Origin of the sequence: Nocardia sp. NPDC052254 (genome assembly GCF_040679495.1) — a bacterium.
In the GTDB taxonomy this organism is placed as follows: domain Bacteria; phylum Actinomycetota; class Actinomycetes; order Mycobacteriales; family Mycobacteriaceae; genus Nocardia.
The window spans coordinates 48,861-66,802 of the sequence record NZ_JBFAUW010000015.1 but is presented as its reverse complement, the minus strand read 5'-3'; the positions used below and the strand labels follow the sequence as shown (position 1 = coordinate 66,802).

The following is a 17,942-nucleotide window of genomic DNA, read 5'->3' as shown; positions in this document are numbered from 1 at the left end:
AGCACTCGCTGGACATGGCGTCCAGTGAGTAATCATGCGTCTATCATCGAGGGCATGCCTTCCGAATCGACCGCCCGGCGTGGGTCGCTGCGCGATGAGCAGAAGCGCGCGACACGTCAGCGCATCGTCGAGGAAGCGCGGGGTCTGTTCGGCCGGGAGGGCTACACGGGTGTGCGCGTGGACGACATCGCGGCGGCCGTGGGCTGCAGCCGGGCCACGTTCTATCTGCATTTCACGGGCAAGCCCGAGGTGCTGCGAGCCATCGCCCAGGAAGGGACGCTCACCAGTGTCCAGTTCTATTACCGGGATCTGGATCGAGTCCTGAGCCTCGATTCCCGGGAGGCGTTCGCGACCTGGGTGCGCCAGGCGATCGAATGGTTCGTCGACAACAAGGATCTGCTGCCGGCCTGGGACGAGGCGACGGCACTGGAACCGGAGTTCCGAGATCTCGCCCGCGAGGGCATCATGCAGCTCGCCGACAGCATGCCGGATTATCTGTCCCGCTGGCCGCGCGAGCGCCACCACGAGGCGCGCTTGCGCATCGAACTCCTGGTGGCGCAATTGGAGCGCTTCTTCACCCGCTGGGCGATGCAGGGCACGATCGAGGTCGACGTGGCCGATGCCGCGGCCGTCCTCACCGACATCTGGTTCCCCGCCCTGCAGGCACCGCAGGAATGAGCGGCGGCCCGGGCGGCTATTTGGGCGGCAGCGAACGCGCGTAATCCATGCCGCGTTCGACCCAGACTCCCAGCGTCTCGTCGGCGGCCAGGTGCTCCGCCGTCACATGCAGCCAGTTCTGCATCTCACGGCCACCCATCACCATCGGCGCCACCGCCACACCGTCGATCAACTCCGCCGCCTCGGCCGGGTCGACCCGCACCAGCAGCCCGCCCTTCCCGCTGGCCGCCACCGCCATATTTCCGCCGACCAGGAAGGCCAGCCCACCGAACATGCGCTTCTCGACCGTCTCGGTCACCGCGGGCCCGAGCAGGTCCCGGATCCGATCGGCCAACACCTCGTCATAGGCCATACCGCATTGTCCCTCCGGGCACCGACAGAGTCACCGCGAGCGCGGCGGAGCGAAGAATTCACCGAGAATTTGCACCTATGGGAACCCGCAGCGGTTGCTCCCGGCACGAGGTTGAACCAGCATCCAACCTCATGCGGAATCGCTTGAATCCTGCCGGTGATATTCCCGATACCGGAATTCCGGAGGCGCTGGCCGCCACCATGACGATGGCCGAACAGCACGAGTGGCATCGGGGGTACCTACGGTCGCGGTCGGTTTCGCGACGCAACTTCCTGCGCGGTTCGGCGGCCGCGGCGGCCGTGGCGGCGGTGGGAACCACACCGTTCGGTGCCCGCGCCTACGCCGATCAGGCTCAACTCGCGGTGGGCGGACGGCACGTCGGCTTCGGGAGCGATGCCGCCAGTCAGCTCCGCTTCGGCGCGCAGCTGTCGCGTAATCCCGCCGGTACCAAGGTCTTCCTCGATCACGGCCCCACCCCCGCACTCGGCGGGACACTCGAGGCCGAGGTCCGCAATCTGGTCACCCAGATCCCCACCAGCGACGGCGGAGTTCTCGCCGCCGAGCAGTTCTACGCGCACGCGCCGGTCGACGGTCTGCCCGGGCGGATTCCGCACTTCTATCGCTGGCGCACCTCCGACGGCTTCACCGGTGACATCCGCGCGGCCGCCACCGCGATGCCGAGTGTGCGAAATGCCGTGGTGCCCTTCCGATTCACCATGATGGGCGATCAGGGCACCGATGCCACCCCCGCGCAGCCGGCGGGTGTCGCGCCCGGTGACTACGACGACAAGTACTACAAGCCCGACAACGATCCGGCGGTCCCGCACGCGGACAACGTGCTGAACCAGATCGTGGCGTGCAAGCCGGACTTCCACGTCCTCGCCGGTGACATCGCCTACGCCGATCCGTCGGGTGCGGGTAAGAAGCCCGAATACGTTGCCGCCGGCGGCACCGCGCCGAGCGGCTTCGACAAGTTCAACCCCTTCGTCTGGGATGTGTATCTCGGCGCGATCGAGGCCGGCGCCTCGACCACGCCGTGGATGTTCGCCACCGGCAACCACGACATGGAGGCCGCCTACGACAGCCACGGCTACGGCGGACACCTTGCGCGCCTGGACTTCCCGGGCAACGGTCCGGCCGGATGCCCGTCGGCGTACTCGTTCACCTACGGCAACGTGGCGGTGCTGTCACTGGACGCCAACGACGTCTCCTACGAGATCAAGGCCAACACCGGATATTCGGGCGGGACCCAGACCGGTTGGGCGGAGCGCACTCTCGCCGACTACCGGGCGAATCCGAATATCGACTTCATCGTCTGCTTCTTCCACCATTGCGCCTACTCCACCACCGATTCCCATGCCAGCGACGGTGGTCTGCGCGACGCCTGGTGCGGCCTGTTCGACCGCTACCAGGTCGATCTGGTGCTACAGGGCCACAACCACATCTTCGAGCGCACCGACCCGATCCGCGCCGGCCGGCCCACCAAGGCGGCGGGCGACAACGCGATCGTCTACCCCGACGTCGACGGCACCGTCTACTACACGGTCGGCGGCGGCGGCCGGCCGCGCTACGGCTTCCAGCCCGGTTCCCCCGAGACCTACCGCGGCCACGAGGTAGCCGACACGACCGTGCCCAACAGCTACGTCTGGACCCCGGCCGGCGGCAAACAGGACGAGGCCGCACCGTGGTCGCGCGTCCGCTTCCGCAATTACTCGTTCATCCGCGTCGACGTACGCCCCGGCTTCTTCTCCAGCGAAATGGATGTCGTCGCCGTGGACGAATACGGCCGCGAATTCGACAAACTCACCTACCGCCGACAAGTCGGCCGCTAGATCTCGCGACGCGGCCGCCGCCGACGGCGCGGCCGCCCGACCTGGACACTCCGGCGTCCTCGGCAACACGCACACCCCCGACGGCCGCCACATGCGCATCGGGTTGCCGACGCCATTGCCTCGCGCTGTAGCAACCGGTCTGTCCGGTAAGCTCCCGCCGGTGCAGCAAGGTACTGGGAGGCGTTCGCCGAGGATGGTCATGCCGTTGCCGGCTCGGACAGGGGCAGCCGGCACTGCTCGAGAGCCCTGGAGCCATCCGCTATGACAGCGGCCGGCGACGGTGCCGACCCGAACGAGCACGCCGACCTGATTGCCGCCCTGGGTGTTCCGATCGAAACGGGCCTGCTGACCATGGCGTTGACGCACCGCTCCTACGCGTATGAGCAGGGCGGGATGCCGACCAATGAACGACTCGAATTCCTGGGCGACTCGGTACTCGGGCTCAGCGTCACCGAATTCCTGTATCTGACGTACCCGGAACGCTCCGAGGGGGATCTGGCGAAGATCCGCTCGCGCGTGGTGAACATGCATGCCTGCGCGGAGGTCGCGCGCGGACTGGGCCCCGGCGGACTGGGCGCACATCTGCGGCTGGGCCGGGGCGAAGAGCTCACCGGTGGACGCGACAAGAACAGCATCCTCGCCGACGGCATGGAATCCATGCTGGGCGCGGTGCACCAGCAACACGGCCTCGAGGTGGCCCGCGTCGTGGTGCTGCGGCTGTTCGCCGACCTGCTCGAACGCGCCGCCAAGATGGGCGCCGCCCTGGACTGGAAGACCAGCCTGCAGGAGCACACCGCCGAGCACGGCCTGGGCGTACCCAGCTACGAGATCACCTCGACCGGCCCCGATCACAACAAGGAGTTCACCGCCACCGCGGTGGTCGCCGGGAACCCCTACGGCCAGGGCACCGGCCGATCGAAGAAGGAAGCCGAGCAGAACGCCGCGGCCGCGGCATACACCGCACTCACAGCGGACTGACCGCCCGATACCGGCCCCCCGCGGCCGCAACAGATCTCGCCGGTCGATCGGTGGAGCTTGCTGCCACGAGAACGCTCTCCCGCGCCGGAACTACACACCCAGCGCCGGGGCGAACACCGCCCACGAGTCGTGCAGATCGTCCTGCCAGTAGTCCCAGGCGTGGGTGCCGTTGTGGTGGGCGACGGTGGCCGGGATCCCCAGGGCGGCAAGACGATCGGTGAGCTGGCGGGTGCAGGCCGCCACCACGGTCTCCATGACTCCACCCACCGTGACACGGTTGATCAGCTTGCCCACATCACCGTTGATCGACGGATCGGTGAGGGTGTCGTGTGCTCCCGGAGCTCCGTTGCCGGAGGAGATGTAGAGCGCGGTGCCGCGCAGCCGGTCGGCGTTGGCGACCGGGTCGTGCGCCGCCCAGGCCGGATCGGTGGGGCCACCCCACATGTTGCCGGCGTTCGCGCCGAAAACACCCAGCTGCGAATACACGTACGCCTGCGGGAGGGCGCCGGCGGTCACCGGGCATCCGCTGTAGGCACCGACCGCCTGGTACAGACCGGGTGCCTCGATCGCCAGGTCGAGTGAGGAGGTGGCCGACATCGATGTTCCCGCGACGGCGTTGCGGCCGGTCATCTGGAAGCGGGACTCCAGCAGGGGCGGCAGCTCCCGGGTGAGGAAGGTGGTCCACTGGTTGCGCCCCAGCACCGGATCGTCGGATTTCCAGTCGGTGTAGTAGCTGGCTCGCCCGCCCATCGGGACGATCACATTGACCGGCTTGTCGGCGAAGAACTGCGCGACGTCGGTGCGATTGGTCCACGGCCCGCCGTCCTCGCCACCGTCGACGGCATTGAGCAGATACAGCGCCGGCGCCGCGGAATCCGGGTGCGACATCCACACCGTGATCTCCTTGTTCATCGCCGGGGAGTAGACCACCACCGAATACTGCCGGCCACCCAGCGGCCGCACGTCGACGATGGCCGGACCACCGGGATCGGCCGACGCGACCGCGGGCACAATGGCGGCAATCATGGCGGAGGCGGCGAGCAGGACAGCAAAACAGCGTGGTAGCCGGTGCATGCGTGGAGTATCGCACCCCGTCACGATCACCGCAGCACACTCAGCTGGCGTGTTCACCGGGCGCATGCGCCCGTAAGGCGGTGATATCGGCGGCCTCGGGCCCGGTGATACGCATCCGCTCGGCTATCTCCCAACGCAATCGCCGCGGCAGATTCGGCGCCAGCCGGGTCAGATAGGCGTACAACCATTCGGCACGGGCGACCAGAAAGGGAAAATCGGTGCTCATCATGGGCCGCAGGACCAGCATCGGCAATGGCGCGTCCAGCGGATGAAACTGCCGATTCCACAGCCCCGGGACCATACAGCCGGGATAGAACTGGCCGAGCATCCAGCCGCGCCGCACCACCTCGGTCTTGCGCGCGCGATGCACATCGTCGATGCGGCCGCAGTCGGTGAGGCCGGGAAATACGGTGACCAGCGCGGTGTTGGTACGACCGTCACCCACCAGTTCGCCGTACGCGTCGATGGCGTCGTCGATCACCGAGTGCATCGCCGCGACGGTCGCTTCGCCGGATACCATCGCAGCCCACAGTGCGTGCCGGGCCGCACTGTGCTGCACGAACGGGCAGACCGGGCCGTCGCGGCCGAGATCCGGGTGCGGCGTCATCAGATGTGAGTCGATCCAGTCGGTCAACACGCGGGCGTCGGGATGGCAATCGTGCCAGCGTTTTTCGTCGCCGTACATGTCCCACCACAGTGTCGCGGTTCGGGTACCCGAGACCATCGGATCACCGCCCCGCACGCAGATGGCCCGCCAGCAGCGGGCCGATCCGGTCCACCACATCGCTGTTGGTGAGCTGGGCATGGGTGGCCTCGACGGGATGTTCGACGATGGCGCCGGTGACGTAGGGGCGCCACAGCGAGGCGTCGAACAGTTCGGTGGGCCCACGGGTGGCCGAGAAATAGAGCAGATCACCCTCGAAGACGCCGGGCCGATACCTGTGTGAGAGCCGGACGCCGTCGACGTATGCGCGGTGCAATCGGGTCAGCTGAGCGGCCGAGAGTCCGGTGCCGAACGACGGTGCCGCAGCGGCCAATCGGTCCACGGCCTGTTCGGCGGTGACGTCGTCGAGCAGATCGGCGTCCTCGGGTTCGTCCCCGAGCAGATGGGTCAGCAGATCGCGCATCCGCGGGGTCGGTGGCGGCGGCAGCTCGTCGGTGAACACCAGACTGTCCAGCATCACGAGGGTTTCGACCTCCGCGCCGTGCTCGCGCAGCCGGACCGCGATGGCATGCGCGATCTGCCCGCCCAGCGACCAGCCCAGCAGATGGTAGGGGCCGGTGGGCCGGACGCGGCGCATCTGCTCGATATAGCGATCGGCGAGATCCGCGATATCGACTGCGGCGCCGGGAGTTTCGGCATCATCGAGCACCGGGGCCTGGAGTCCGATCACCGGCCGGTCCCGAATATGGGCCGCGAGGCCGCTGTAGCACCAGGCCAATGGCACCGCCGAGTGGACGCAGAACAGGGGCGGCCGTATTCCGTTGCGGCGCAGAGTCAGAATCGGACCGAGACCATCGTCGCCGTCATCGGGATCGGGTGCCTCGAGCCGGTCGGCCAGCTCCCCCACCGTGGACGTGGAATAGAGCCACCGGACCGTGACCGGCTGCCCGGTGGTGTTCGCGATATCCGCCGCGACGGCCACTCCCGACAGCGAATTGCCGCCCAGTTCGAAGAAGTCGTCGTCGATACCGACCCGGTCGGCGCCGGTGACCGCGGCGAAACTCGCGGCGACCAGACGCTGTGCCGCCGTTTCCGGGGGCCGGTATCGATGCGTCACGGGCGGTGGTGGCGGTAGTGCGGTGCGGTCGAGTTTGCCGTGCGGGGTCACCGGCAGCGCCGGCAGCCGGACCAGCTGGGCGGGAACCAGTGCGGCGGGCAGTCGTTCACGCAGACTGCGGATCAGTCGATGGGAGTCGATCGAATCGTCTTCGGTGGCAACTGCTTCGGCATTCATCACCACATACGCGATCAATCGCTCGCCCTGTGGCGCACGATCCACGGTGACCACGGCCTGCACGATCTCCGGCAGTTCGGTGAGGGCCGATTCGATTTCGGCGGGCTCGATCCGGCGGCCGCGCAGACTCAGCTGAGCATCGGCCCGGCCCAGGAATTCGACGACTCCCCCGGCATCGATGCGAACCCGGTCGCCGGTGCGGTAACAGCGCCGGCCCGGCGCCGAGGGGTCGGCGACGAAACAGGAAGCGGTCGCCGCCGGATCATCGCGATAGCCGGCCGCCACGCCGTCTCCGCCGATGTAGAGCTCACCGATTCCGCCGGGTGGCACCGGCAGCAGACGATCGTCGAGAACCCGCGCGCGCACCCCCGGCAGCAGCGGCCCGATCGGCACCACCGCGGCCGGCCCCCGTCGTGGTGGAATCTCGAATTGCGCTGCCATGACCGTTGTCTCGGTGGGCCCGTATCCGTTGAACAATCGCACACGCGAACTCCATCGCCGGGCGAGCTCCACCGGACAGGCCTCCCCACCCACGACCACCACCCGCAGATCCGGCAACCGCTCTGGCCCCAGAGTCGCCAGCACGGCCGGCGTGGTGAGGAAATGGGTGATCGCCTTCGCCGTCAGGAAATCGCCCAGCTCGGCACCGGCGACGACGGTATCCGGTTCGACGACCAGGCGAGCACCGCCGGCGAACGCGGCAAGCAGTTCCAGCAGGTGGGCGTCGAATGAGGGTGCGTGCGCGTGCAGGACCCTCGAATCTGTCCGCACGGCATAGGTTTCGACGATGTATCCGGTGAGTGCGCTCAGACCGCGATGGGTCACCGCGACCGCCTTCGGCCGTCCGGTGGTCCCCGAGGTGTGGATGACGTAGGCGATGTGGTCCGGACGCAGCGGCCGGATCCGGTCGCCATCGCGCACCTCGGCGGCAGACCGACTCGATACGCGCTGCGAGAGATCGGGATCGTCGAGCTCGAGCCACAGCGGCCCGAGCGGCAACCGCTCCCGCACCGATGCCACCGTCAGTCCCAGGCGTGCACCGGAATTCGCGATCACGGTATCCAGTCGCGCGTCCGGATCCGCCGGATCGACCGGGACGAAGGCGGCGCCCGTGGCCGCCACCGCGCGGATCGCGATCAGCGACTCCGCCGAGCGCGGCACCGCCACGATCACCGAATCCCCCGGCCCGACACCGTATTCGAGGAGCTCGCGCGCCCACTGCGCACACCACACGTTCCACTCCCGGCACGTCCACTGCCGCGCACCCGCACAGACCGCGACCGCGTCCGGCGCACCGGAAGAGCGCAACAGTTCGGGAAGCAGCCCGACCACCTCGGCGCCACCCCCGGACCACAGCACCGGAACGCCACTCACCGGCACCGTATCCGGCGGGCCATCGGCGATCGGGCCCGTATCCGACGCCCGATGGTCCCGTGGTCGCGCCGCCGCGCCCGGATGCTCGGCGCCGACCGCCGACTCCCCGACGGTCGGCGCGGCCACCCGCGTCACCTCCCCCTTCGGCGCCGCGTCGACAATCGCGCCCGACCCGAGCTTCGCCACCCTGAAATCCTGTGCCGCACCGAGAAATTCATCGAAGTACAGCAGAAATCGTTCATGGTGCCAGACCACGGCACCGCGCGAGTACAGCGCCGGATTGGCCTGCAGGTCGATGCGGGCGGTGCGCTCATCGGCGCCCAATTGATACCCGTTGACCAGCAGATCCTCCACCGGCCCCAGCGCCAGCAGCACCGCCGCGCCGGTGACCGGCCCCAGGCGCAGCGGTTCCACGAAACCGAGAACGTTCACGACCGGGCCGAAACCTCCTCGGGCGACCCGGTTCTCACCGCGATCCCGCTGCATGTCCTCATAGCGGTAACGCTGATGCCGCAGTGCGCCGATGAGCCGGACGCGGACCTGATCGGTCAGCGCGCCCACGGTGGTCTCGCCCAGCCCCCGCAGCCGCAACGGAACCACGTTCGACACCGATCCGGCGGAGTTGCGCAACGCCGCGGTCGGGCGCACCGCCATGGGGACGGCGACGACGAGATCATCGCGGTGGGTCATCGCCGCGAGGTAGGCGGCGAAGGCGGCGATGGTCAACTCGGTGAAACCGGCGCCCGTGCGATCGCGCACGGCCGCGAGTCGTTCCGCGGTCGTCTCGGGTAGTTGTCCGCCGACCCGATGCGGCTGTGGTGCGGGCGGAGCACCGGTCCCGCTCAATCCCGTCGACGGCGACAACCCGGCCAGTTGTTCGCGCCAGTAGGCGGCATCGACCCGGGCGCGGTCCGAATCGCGGTACGCGGCCTCGTCCGCGACGAGTTCGGCGATCGACAGCGGCGCCCGGGCACTGCGACGGACCGGTCCGAATCCGGTTGTCTCCGCGTAGATTTCGGCGGTCCGGCGCAGCACCGCCGCCGCGCCCACACCGTCGAGTGCGATGTGATGGCTGCGCAGATACAGCAGGTGCCGATCGCTACCGACCCGATACAACGTCGCCACCGTGAGCCGGTCGCCCAGCAGATCCAGCGGCATCTCGTAGTCGGCCGCCATTCGCGCCCGGGCCGCACCCACCGGATCGGCGGCACCGGACAGATCCACCACCGCCATCGGGGCGAATGCCTCGGGATCCAGGAACTGGCGCGGACCACCCGAACGGATCCGGAACCGCACCAGCGGGGACTGCAATTCGCTCGCCGCCGCGACGGCCGCCGCCCGCAACGCACCGACCTGCAACGGGCCCACCAGATCCAGATACATCGCGACGGTATCGGGCAGATCCGGATACAGCTGCTGAGCCACCCACCAGCGAAGTTGCGCCTCCGACAACGGGAAGTCGGCCGGACCACCGAGATCGGGCCGGGCAGGGAGGTCTCCGACCCGAGTCATCGGCCGGCCCAGCGAGCCGCTTCGCGATTGTCACTCACAGGGCCCCGTAACCTGCGGGACACCCGCACCCGGTCGGCCCAGCGAGCCGCTTCGCGATTGTCACTCACAGGGCCTCCTCGACACATTCGGGCAGCATGCGTCCACAGGGTTTCGAGCAAACCTACGGCATTCGTCTACCTGATTCGGGTACCCGCGCGCGAAACGGCCACACACCGCGGCTCGCGTGACTGGCCGCCGTCACGGTGTGTGGCCTTATGCTCAGCGCGCCGCGGCCGCGGCGCGGATCGCGGACAGATCGATCTTCGACATGGTCCGCAGCGCCGCAGCGGCCGCGGCGGCGTGGTCACCGCTCAGCAATTCCGGCAGCTCGGCCGGCACGACCTGCCAGGACAGCCCGTAGCGATCGGTGAGCCACCCGCAGGGGCCCGGCTCGCCGCCCTCGGTCAGCGTCGTCCACAGCCGGTCGACCTCGTCCTGCCCGTCGACCACGACCTGGATGGACGCGGCATCGGTGAACGGATGCCCCGGCCCGCCGTTCATCATGGTCACCGCGTGTCCGGCCAGGTCGAGGGTCACGATGAACGCCGACCCGTCGGGGTTGCGGGTGATGCCGGTGATCCGGGAGCCGGGGACGGCCTCGGTGTAGAACTCGGCCGCGGCCTCGGCGTCGTTGTCGTACCAGAGGAAGGTGTTGACGCTGGTCATGATGACTCCTGTGGGTTGTTCGGAAGGTGCGTTCACCCTTCGGTCGGAGCTGTTCACCCGTATTCGACACACTTCTCGAATATTTTTCCGAGACTTTCCGACGAGCCCTACTGCTCCGCGAGCCGGTCCAGTGCCGCCTGGCTGGATTCGTCCGCGGCGCGGTAGATGATGAGTCGCTGATCGGGGTCCTGCATGGGGATCAGCGCCTCGAACGACACCGTCACCACGCCCACCCGCGGATGCCGCATCGTCTTGCTCCCACGGCCCTGGACCCGCACATCGCGGCGCTCCCAGAGCTCGGCGAATTCGGCACTGCCGGTGCGGAACTCATCGATCAGATCGGCAAGGACCCGATCCTCGGGATGGGCCGCCCACGCGGCCCGCAGCCCCGCGATCCCCTCTCGCACGGTGCGCTCGCGGTCGGCGTAGAAGTCACACATCTGCGGATACAGCAGGCACAACCACATGGAATTGCGCTGGCGCGGCGGCAGGGTGTCGAAATCCAGCAGCAGCCGCGACATCTGCGAATTCCACGTCAGGATGTCGTAGCGGTGGTTGATCACCATGGCCGGCAGCGGTGCCAGTGTCGTGACCAGACAGGCGAGTTCCGGTGCGGCGACCGTGGCCGGTTTGCCGTCGTCCGGGGGCCGCTGCCGGGCCAGATCGAACAGATAGATCCGCTCGTCGGGTGCCAGGCGCAGCGCCTGGGCCAGCGCATCCAGTACCTCGGGCGAGGGGCGCAGGCCACGGCCCTGTTCCAGGCGCACGATGTAGTCGATGCTGACTCCCGCCAGCTCCGCGACCTCCTCGCGGCGCAGGCCCGGCGTGCGGCGGACCTGCCGTCGTCGCGGCATGCCGAATTCGCTCGGGTCGAGTCGTTCACGCCGGGTGCGCAGGAACGCCCCGAGCTCCTGGGTTACCTCCACCGTGCCGGTCATCGCCTCAATCCTACGGCCAGCCTGGTACCGGCGATCCCAGGAAGATTCTTCCCTTACCGCGTCCGCCGCTGCCCCGCAGACTCGACGTCGAGATCGGATCCACCACAGGAGGACACCATGGCGCTCACCCTCGACACCTACCGGCTGCTGGGCCGTTCCGGGCTGCGGGTCTCCCCGCTGGCCCTGGGCACGATGACCTTCGGCGCCGACTGGGGCTGGGGCGCGGACCGCGACGACGCACGCAAACTCTTCGACGACTACGTCTCGCGTGGCGGCAATTTCATCGACACCGCCAGCGTCTACACCAACGGCAGTTCGGAACGGCTGCTCGGCGAGTTCACCAAGGACAGCCGCGAATCTCTGGTACTGGCAACCAAATACACGATGCTGCGCCGGCCCGGCGACCCCAACTCCGGCGGTAACAACCGCAAATCGATGTTCGCCTCCGTCGAGGCCAGCCTCCGCAATCTGAACACCGACTACATCGATCTGCTGTACCTGCACGCCTGGGATTTCACGACCCCGGTCGAGGAGGTACTGCGCGGAATGGACGATCTGGTCCGGCAGGGCAAGGTGCTCTACGTCGCCATCTCCGACACCCCCGCGTGGCAGGTGGCCCGCATGCAAACCATCGCCGATCTGCGCGGATGGTCACCACTGGTGGCGCTGCAGGTGGAATACAGCCTGATCGAGCGGACGGTGGAACACGACCTGTTTCCGATGGCTCGCGAACTCGGGCTCGGCGTGATCCCGTGGTCGCCACTGGGCAGCGGAGTGCTGACCGGCAAGTACACCGCGGCCGATCTGGACGCCTCGAACACCGGAGCACCCGAGGGCACCCGCCGCGACGTCGCCGCCGCCAACGGATCGCTGACCCCGCGCGGATTGCGGATCGCCGACGTGGTCGCCGAGGTCGCCACCGAACTCGGCCACACACCCGCACAGACCGCCCTGGCCTGGACCTTGCAGAACCCGGCGGTGACCGCACCGATCATCGGCGCCCGCACCCCCGCGCAGCTGGCCGACAACTTGGGCGCGCTGGACGTGGAATTCGATGCGGCCCAGCTGGATCGGCTGAATGACGCCAGCGCCGTGGCACCCGGATTCCCGCACAACATGCTCGCCCGCGAGATGACTCGCACGGTCATCAACGGCGACCTCACCATCGCGGCCCGGGTGTGATCCGTCCCGGCACCGGGCCTCTCCACGGCGGGTACGGAGGGGTTCGGTGTCGGCTGTGCGCGATGGGCGGCAACCAGTACTCATACGCCAGAAACAATGAGTCGTCATATAGCGGCATATTGACCAAATCGGGCACGAGTCCGTGCGGATACGCCTCCACCGACGTCGCCGATTCAGGGGCGAATTACGTATTCAATTGCAGTTGAACAGGATACGAGCCCATGTCGACCACCATCACCCCTTGCCGAGCCAGTGAGCACTGCTACAGTAATTAGCGGTACGTTAAATAAAGTGCCGCTAAGTAAGGTCGCGTAAAGAGTTGGTGGGCCACCTGGATCACCTTCCCCGTGATGTGCAGGTGAGCTATGCGTGTCGACTCGAAAGTCACAATCACTCGGCCCCCCGAATGGGGTGATCTCGCAGCGGAAGTGTCCGAATACACCGTGTCGATCCGCTGGCTCGAGACCATGGGGCCACTCCTTCCGGGCGAACCCCGATGGCTGGTCGTCTCCGTGGACGGACGGGCGCGGATCGGGTTGCACGCCCGCTGGCTGGAGTCACCACCGCCGGATGCCCGGTTCGACATCGCGGCCGTACTCCGCGGCGATCTCCCGTCGCCCGAGCCACGATCGACTCCGGCCGTGACACCGGACATCACCGCGCTGTATCCATCCGTATTGGTGACCCTGCCCGGATATTCCTGCGCGGCAGCGGGTTCCGGTGTCGTGGACCCGGCGATACTGCGGGAGGCTCTGATCGCGGTGGACGTCTGGGCCGCAGAGCACGGCGCGCGGTCGGTCTCGTTCCTGTACATACCCGAGCGGCAGGAGCCACTGCGCCGGGCCCTCACCGCATTCGGCGCCGAGCAGGTGCAGTTGTACCCGACCTGTGTGCTGCCGATGACCTTCGGTGACATGGACGAATACCTGCGGCAGCTGCCGCGGCCACGACGCAAAGGTCTCGGCCGGATCCAGCGCCGCCTCGCCGAGAAGGACATGACGGTCGGTGAGGTCGATCTGGCCGAGGTTCGCGACGATGTGCTGGACCTGCGTCTGGATCTGCTGCGCAAGTACAACTCCGCCGCCGATCGCGCCACGCAGTCCGCGGCACTGGATCGGATGCTCACGCATTACCGGCCCGAGGACATCGTGGTGACGGCGGTACAGCGGGCGGGGAGAGTCGTCGGCTTCACCCACGGCCTGCGGAACGGAAACACGTTGCGGCAGTTGTGGTGCGGACATCTGCCCGAGGCATATGGCGCCTACTTCGTGACGTGCTTCCACGCACAGGTCCAGGCCGCGTTACGGCGCGGCATCGAACGCATCGACTACGGCACGCTCGAATGGGGCCTGAAGACCGAGCACGGCTCACACCTGGAACGCCTGGCCGGCTACACGTGGACGGTCCGGGGCGATGGGCGGTGACCGGCTCTTCCTGTTCGGCCAATCCATCTCGCTGCTCGGCGACGGTCTGGCCGTGCTGGCCATTCCACTGCTGGTGTTGCAGCTGACCGGTAACCCGCTGCTGTCGGCGCTGGCCGCCGCTCCGCGCGTGATCGGCTATCTGATCGCCGGACTGCCCGCGGGGCCCCTGGTGGACCGGGCCGATCCGTGGCGGGTACTCATCGCCGCCGATGTGGTGCGGATGGTGGTATTTCTGCTGCTGGCCGTCGCGGTCGCGGTGAATGGCTGCCCGGTCGCGGTGATCCTCGGTCTGGCCTGCGTCGTCGGGGTCGCCGGGGTGTTCTTCGAGACCGCGCTGGCGGTCGCGGTACGGGACCTGTACGCCGGGACCCGGCTGATGCGTGCCAACGGATTTCTGGAGACCTCCGGGCAGCTGTCACTCGTGCTCGGTCCGGCAGCGGTGGGGGTTCTGGTGGCCGCGGCGGGCCACCAGGCGGCGCTGCTGGTGAATGCCGGGACCTTCGCGGTCTCGCTGATCACGGTGTGGCGCACATACCGCGGGCTGCCCGACACCGAATCCGGCAGCGCCGCATCACCTGTGGACCAGCAGCGGCGGGCGTCCCCTGGCAGAGGGACGCTCGGTTCCATCGGCGCCGAGTTGCGGATCGGGGTGCGGTATCTGGTGACCTCACGTCTGGTCGCGGGTATCACCTTGCTGCAGGCGGTGACCGCTCTCGGTCTCGGTGCCGAAACGCTGATTCCGTTCTTCGCCCGTGAACGCCTCGGCCTGTCCGCGGTTCTCGTCGGTCTCGCGGTGGCCGGCGGCGGCGTCGGCGGGGCACTCGGCGCACTCCTCGCGGCCACCGCCGGACCGCGACTGTCACCGATCCCGGCCTGTCTGACGGGCATGCTGCTCACGGCCGCCGGGCTGACGCTGGTGAGCCTCGCCCCCGGCGCGATTTGGCTGGCCCTCGCCAATGCGCTGCTGGCGGGGTCCTCCATGGTGGTGGTCGTCGTGGTCCGCACGTTGCGTCAGCAGGTGGTGCCGAGGGAACTGCTCGGCCGGGTCACAAGCACGGCCCGATCACTCGTGCTCGCGGCCGCGGCGGCCGGGACGGCGCTGACCGGACTGCTCACCGGGCTGTGCGGCGACAACCCCCGCCCGGTGTTCGCCGGCGCCGCCGTGTTCATCGCCATATCCACCGTTCTGGTGTGGGCGGGCGTGCTCGGCCGTACCGCGCACCGGTTGAACACATTCGACAGGAGTGACCAATGCGCCCCCACATCCTCGTAATTCACCGCTCGCGCGGTCCGATGGCGCCGTACCTCGAGCGCATCGACCACACCGCCAACATCGTCACTTATGTCTGCGCCGCACAGGTTCTCCACCGCATCCCTCACGATGCGGCGGTCGAGGTGGCGGTTTTCGACGGCACCGATCCCGTCGACGACGCCGTCCGCCGGCTCGTCGACCGTCACGGCGTGCCCGAGCGCATCGTGGCGATCAGCGAGGCGGATCTGCTCGTGGCCGCGTGCCTGAGGTCGGAGTTCGGCATCGAAGGCGACCTGCCCGCGCACACACTCCCGTTCCGGGACAAGCTGGTCATGTACCAGCGAGCAGTGGCGGCCGGGGTCGCGACACCGGCGTTCGCCGACGCACCGGCCGCCGCGGCGATATCGGCCTTTGCCCGGGAATACGGTTTTCCAGTGGTAGTCAAGCCCAGACTCGGCGCCGGCAGCCGCGACATCGTCGCGTTGTCAACCGCCGGCGATCTCGACGATCTCCCTGATCTGAGTTCGGAACCCTTTCTCGTACAAAGCTTCTGCCCCGACGACACCGGCACCGTCGATGGTGTGTGGACCGGCACCGAACTCGGACCCTGGCGCGGTACGCGATACCTTCACAGCTCCTTGGACTTCGCCGACGGCGCGAACAGCTGGGGGTCGGTCGATATCGATGATCCCGCACTGAACGAACGGCTGGCGGCATTCGCGAGCACCGTACTGACCGCGCTGAGCGCGGGAGTACCCACGGTATTCCACCTCGAGCTCTTCCTGGGGCAGCCTGGATCACCGCAGCTACAGCTGGTGGAAATCGGCGGACGGATACCCGGCGCGGCGTTCACGCATCTCTGGCGGGAGGTACACGGCTACGACTTGGTCGGCGCGGCACTGGACATCCAAATGGGACGTGCCCCGGACACTCGGCCCCTTCTGCCCGAACAGGCCGCCGGACAGCTGCTGATACGGCCGCCCGTATCGCCACCGTGCGTGGTGACGGCCACGCGGTTCGAGGTGGCGCGAGACCACCAGCCCTACCATTACGCGATCCCTGCAGTCGGGCAGACCATCACCGAAACGGTCGGATATGTCGACATCGGCGCGAGTTTCCGGTTCCGCGGTGACACCTCCGCCTCGGTCATCGACGCGATCCGCCACACCCTGTCCGGGTTCCGAATGGATTGCACCACAGCTGAATTCACCGGGTCCGCGACTCGGGTGCAACCATCCTGACATCGACCCGAGGGGGAGGACGATGAAACTGTTCACCGGCCACCGGCTGGCGGAATTGGCCCGGCATCGCGGTATGTCCGATGCCTACCTGCGAGATCTGCGCGTCGTATCCGCCGTGCTGCCCTTCCGGATCAACGACTACGTCGCCGATGAGCTCATCGACTGGTCGGCCGCGCCCGACGATCCGATGTTCCGCTTGACTTTCCCGCATCGAGATATGCTGCCGCCCAGCGTATTCACCGCTGTCGCCGGACTGCTGGATACGGGTGCGGCGCCCGCGGCACTCGCCGAGACCGTCGCCGCGGCACGACACGCGATGAATCCGCATCCCGGCGGTCAGCTCGAGGACAACGTGCCGACGCTCGGCGGCGAGCCGGTGCTGGGTCTGCAGCACAAATACCGGGAGACGGTACTGGTGTTCCCGTCGCAGGGCCAGACCTGTCATTCCTATTGCGGATACTGCTTTCGCTGGGCGCAATTCGTCGGTTCGGAGACCCGGCAAGCGTTGTCGGCGCCGGACCGCATGACCGGATATCTGCGCGAGCATCCGGCGGTGACCGACCTGCTGTTCACCGGCGGCGACCCGATGATCATGCGGACCGCGGTATTGCGCAGCTGGGTGGAACCGTTCCTCGCGGCGGACCTGGAACACGTCACCACCCTGCGGTTCGGGACCAAGGCGCTGTCGTATTGGCCCGCCCGCTTCACCAGCGACCCCGATGCGGACGATCTGCTGCGACTGCTGGAACAGTGCGTCGCGGCGGGCAGGCATGTGGCGGTGATGGCCCACTTCTCGCATCCGCGGGAACTGGAGACCGCGGCCGCGCAGCGCGCCATCGAGCGGGTGCGCGCGACCGGTGCGGTGATCCGGGCGCAAGCCCCGCTGGTCGCGCATGTCAACGACAACGCCGAGTCGTGGGCGCGGTTGTGGCGGCAGTGTGTGGTGGCCGGCATCGTTCCGTACTACATGTTCGTCGAGCGGGACACCGGCGCACGCAGCTATTTCGAGGTACCCCTCACCCGAGCCCTGCGCATCTACGTGGACGCGGTATCCCGGGTCTCGGGGCTGGCCCGCACCGCCCGCGGCCCGGTGATGTCGACTCATATCGGCAAGATCGTCGTCGACGGCGCCCCGACCATCCATGGCGAGCGAGTTCTCGCGTTGCGCGTGCTCCAGGCGCGCGACCCCGCACTGGTCGGCCGGCAGTTCTTCGCACGCTACGACCGCGACGCGTGCTGGTTCGACGATCTCGAGCCCGCACCGGGCAGCGAAATCCCGGGCCGCTCGGGCGATCGGGCTGCTGTGTACTGCGGTCACTGACGAGGATCGAGCGCCGGCCTCCGGTACTCCGGGGGCCGGCGCTCGCTTCCACCACCACCGCCGCGGGTCGATCGGTCCGCGCGGCCGCGACCGAGCCCGTCCCGAATCGATCGGTGGCGTG

Annotated in this window: 14 protein-coding genes; 8 read left to right on the top strand and 6 right to left on the bottom strand. The window is 68.1% G+C overall.

Annotation, left to right across the window (positions count from 1 at the left end):
• Positions 1-54 precede the first annotated feature (54 nt).
• Positions 55-678, top strand: coding sequence for a TetR/AcrR family transcriptional regulator (locus AB0L57_RS27945; protein ID WP_364968203.1), 624 nt, complete (start codon positions 55-57; stop codon positions 676-678).
• Positions 679-694: 16 nt separating this feature from the next.
• Here AB0L57_RS27945 and AB0L57_RS27940 read toward each other — a convergent pair whose 3' ends face one another.
• Entirely contained in the window at positions 695-1,030 is a 336-nt protein-coding gene (locus tag AB0L57_RS27940; RefSeq protein ID WP_364968202.1) for a TfoX/Sxy family protein, read from the bottom strand.
• 131 nt (positions 1,031-1,161) lie between these two features.
• On the opposite strand from AB0L57_RS27940, the gene AB0L57_RS27935 reads away from it, so the two are divergent.
• Positions 1,162-2,862, top strand: coding sequence for a metallophosphoesterase (locus tag AB0L57_RS27935; protein WP_364968199.1), 1,701 nt, complete (start codon positions 1,162-1,164; stop codon positions 2,860-2,862).
• A gap of 261 nt (positions 2,863-3,123) precedes the next feature.
• Entirely contained in the window at positions 3,124-3,840 is a 717-nt protein-coding gene (gene rnc / locus AB0L57_RS27930) for a ribonuclease III (protein WP_364968196.1), read from the top strand.
• A 90-nt stretch (positions 3,841-3,930) separates the two neighbouring features.
• Here the strand turns inward: rnc and AB0L57_RS27925 are convergent, their stop codons facing one another.
• From AB0L57_RS27925 to AB0L57_RS27905, 5 genes are all read right to left on the bottom strand, one after another.
• Positions 3,931-4,914 carry an alpha/beta hydrolase family protein gene (locus AB0L57_RS27925; protein ID WP_364968194.1) on the bottom strand — a complete coding sequence of 328 codons (984 nt, stop codon included), beginning with the start codon at positions 4,912-4,914 and terminating at the stop codon, positions 3,931-3,933.
• A gap of 40 nt (positions 4,915-4,954) precedes the next feature.
• A complete protein-coding gene (locus AB0L57_RS27920) occupies positions 4,955-5,638 on the bottom strand; it encodes a DUF6875 domain-containing protein (RefSeq protein WP_364968192.1) in 684 nt (227 codons plus the stop codon).
• A 4-nt stretch (positions 5,639-5,642) separates the two neighbouring features.
• Positions 5,643-9,758 carry an amino acid adenylation domain-containing protein gene (locus tag AB0L57_RS27915; protein ID WP_364968191.1) on the bottom strand — a complete coding sequence of 1,372 codons (4,116 nt, stop codon included), beginning with the start codon at positions 9,756-9,758 and terminating at the stop codon, positions 5,643-5,645.
• A 258-nt stretch (positions 9,759-10,016) separates the two neighbouring features.
• Positions 10,017-10,463, bottom strand: a complete 447-nt coding sequence (locus tag AB0L57_RS27910) for a VOC family protein (protein ID WP_364968189.1) — start codon at positions 10,461-10,463, stop codon at positions 10,017-10,019.
• Between the two features lie 107 nt (positions 10,464-10,570).
• The gene (locus AB0L57_RS27905; protein ID WP_364968187.1) at positions 10,571-11,401 is read right to left on the bottom strand and encodes a helix-turn-helix transcriptional regulator; all 831 of its coding nucleotides are present in this window, start codon (positions 11,399-11,401) and stop codon (positions 10,571-10,573) included.
• Positions 11,402-11,518: 117 nt separating this feature from the next.
• Here AB0L57_RS27905 and AB0L57_RS27900 point away from each other — a divergent pair, with 117 nt between their 5' ends.
• The 5 genes from AB0L57_RS27900 (at position 11,519) to AB0L57_RS27880 (ending at position 17,821) form a co-directional block, all read left to right on the top strand.
• Entirely contained in the window at positions 11,519-12,583 is a 1,065-nt protein-coding gene (locus tag AB0L57_RS27900) for an aldo/keto reductase (protein WP_364968185.1), read from the top strand.
• 428 nt (positions 12,584-13,011) lie between these two features.
• Positions 13,012-14,007: a GNAT family N-acetyltransferase gene (locus AB0L57_RS27895; RefSeq protein WP_364968183.1), complete on the top strand. Its 996-nt coding sequence runs from the start codon at positions 13,012-13,014 to the stop codon at positions 14,005-14,007.
• A complete protein-coding gene (locus AB0L57_RS27890) occupies positions 13,997-15,280 on the top strand; it encodes an MFS transporter (RefSeq protein ID WP_364968180.1) in 1,284 nt (427 codons plus the stop codon). Before AB0L57_RS27895 ends, AB0L57_RS27890 begins: the two co-directional genes overlap by 11 nt.
• Positions 15,259-16,500 carry a hypothetical protein gene (locus AB0L57_RS27885; protein WP_364968178.1) on the top strand — a complete coding sequence of 414 codons (1,242 nt, stop codon included), beginning with the start codon at positions 15,259-15,261 and terminating at the stop codon, positions 16,498-16,500. The genes AB0L57_RS27890 and AB0L57_RS27885 overlap by 22 nt, the downstream gene beginning before the upstream one ends.
• 22 nt (positions 16,501-16,522) lie before the next feature.
• The gene (locus tag AB0L57_RS27880; RefSeq protein ID WP_364968175.1) at positions 16,523-17,821 is read left to right on the top strand and encodes a lysine 2,3-aminomutase; all 1,299 of its coding nucleotides are present in this window, start codon (positions 16,523-16,525) and stop codon (positions 17,819-17,821) included.
• The last annotated feature ends 121 nt before the right edge of the window (positions 17,822-17,942 follow it).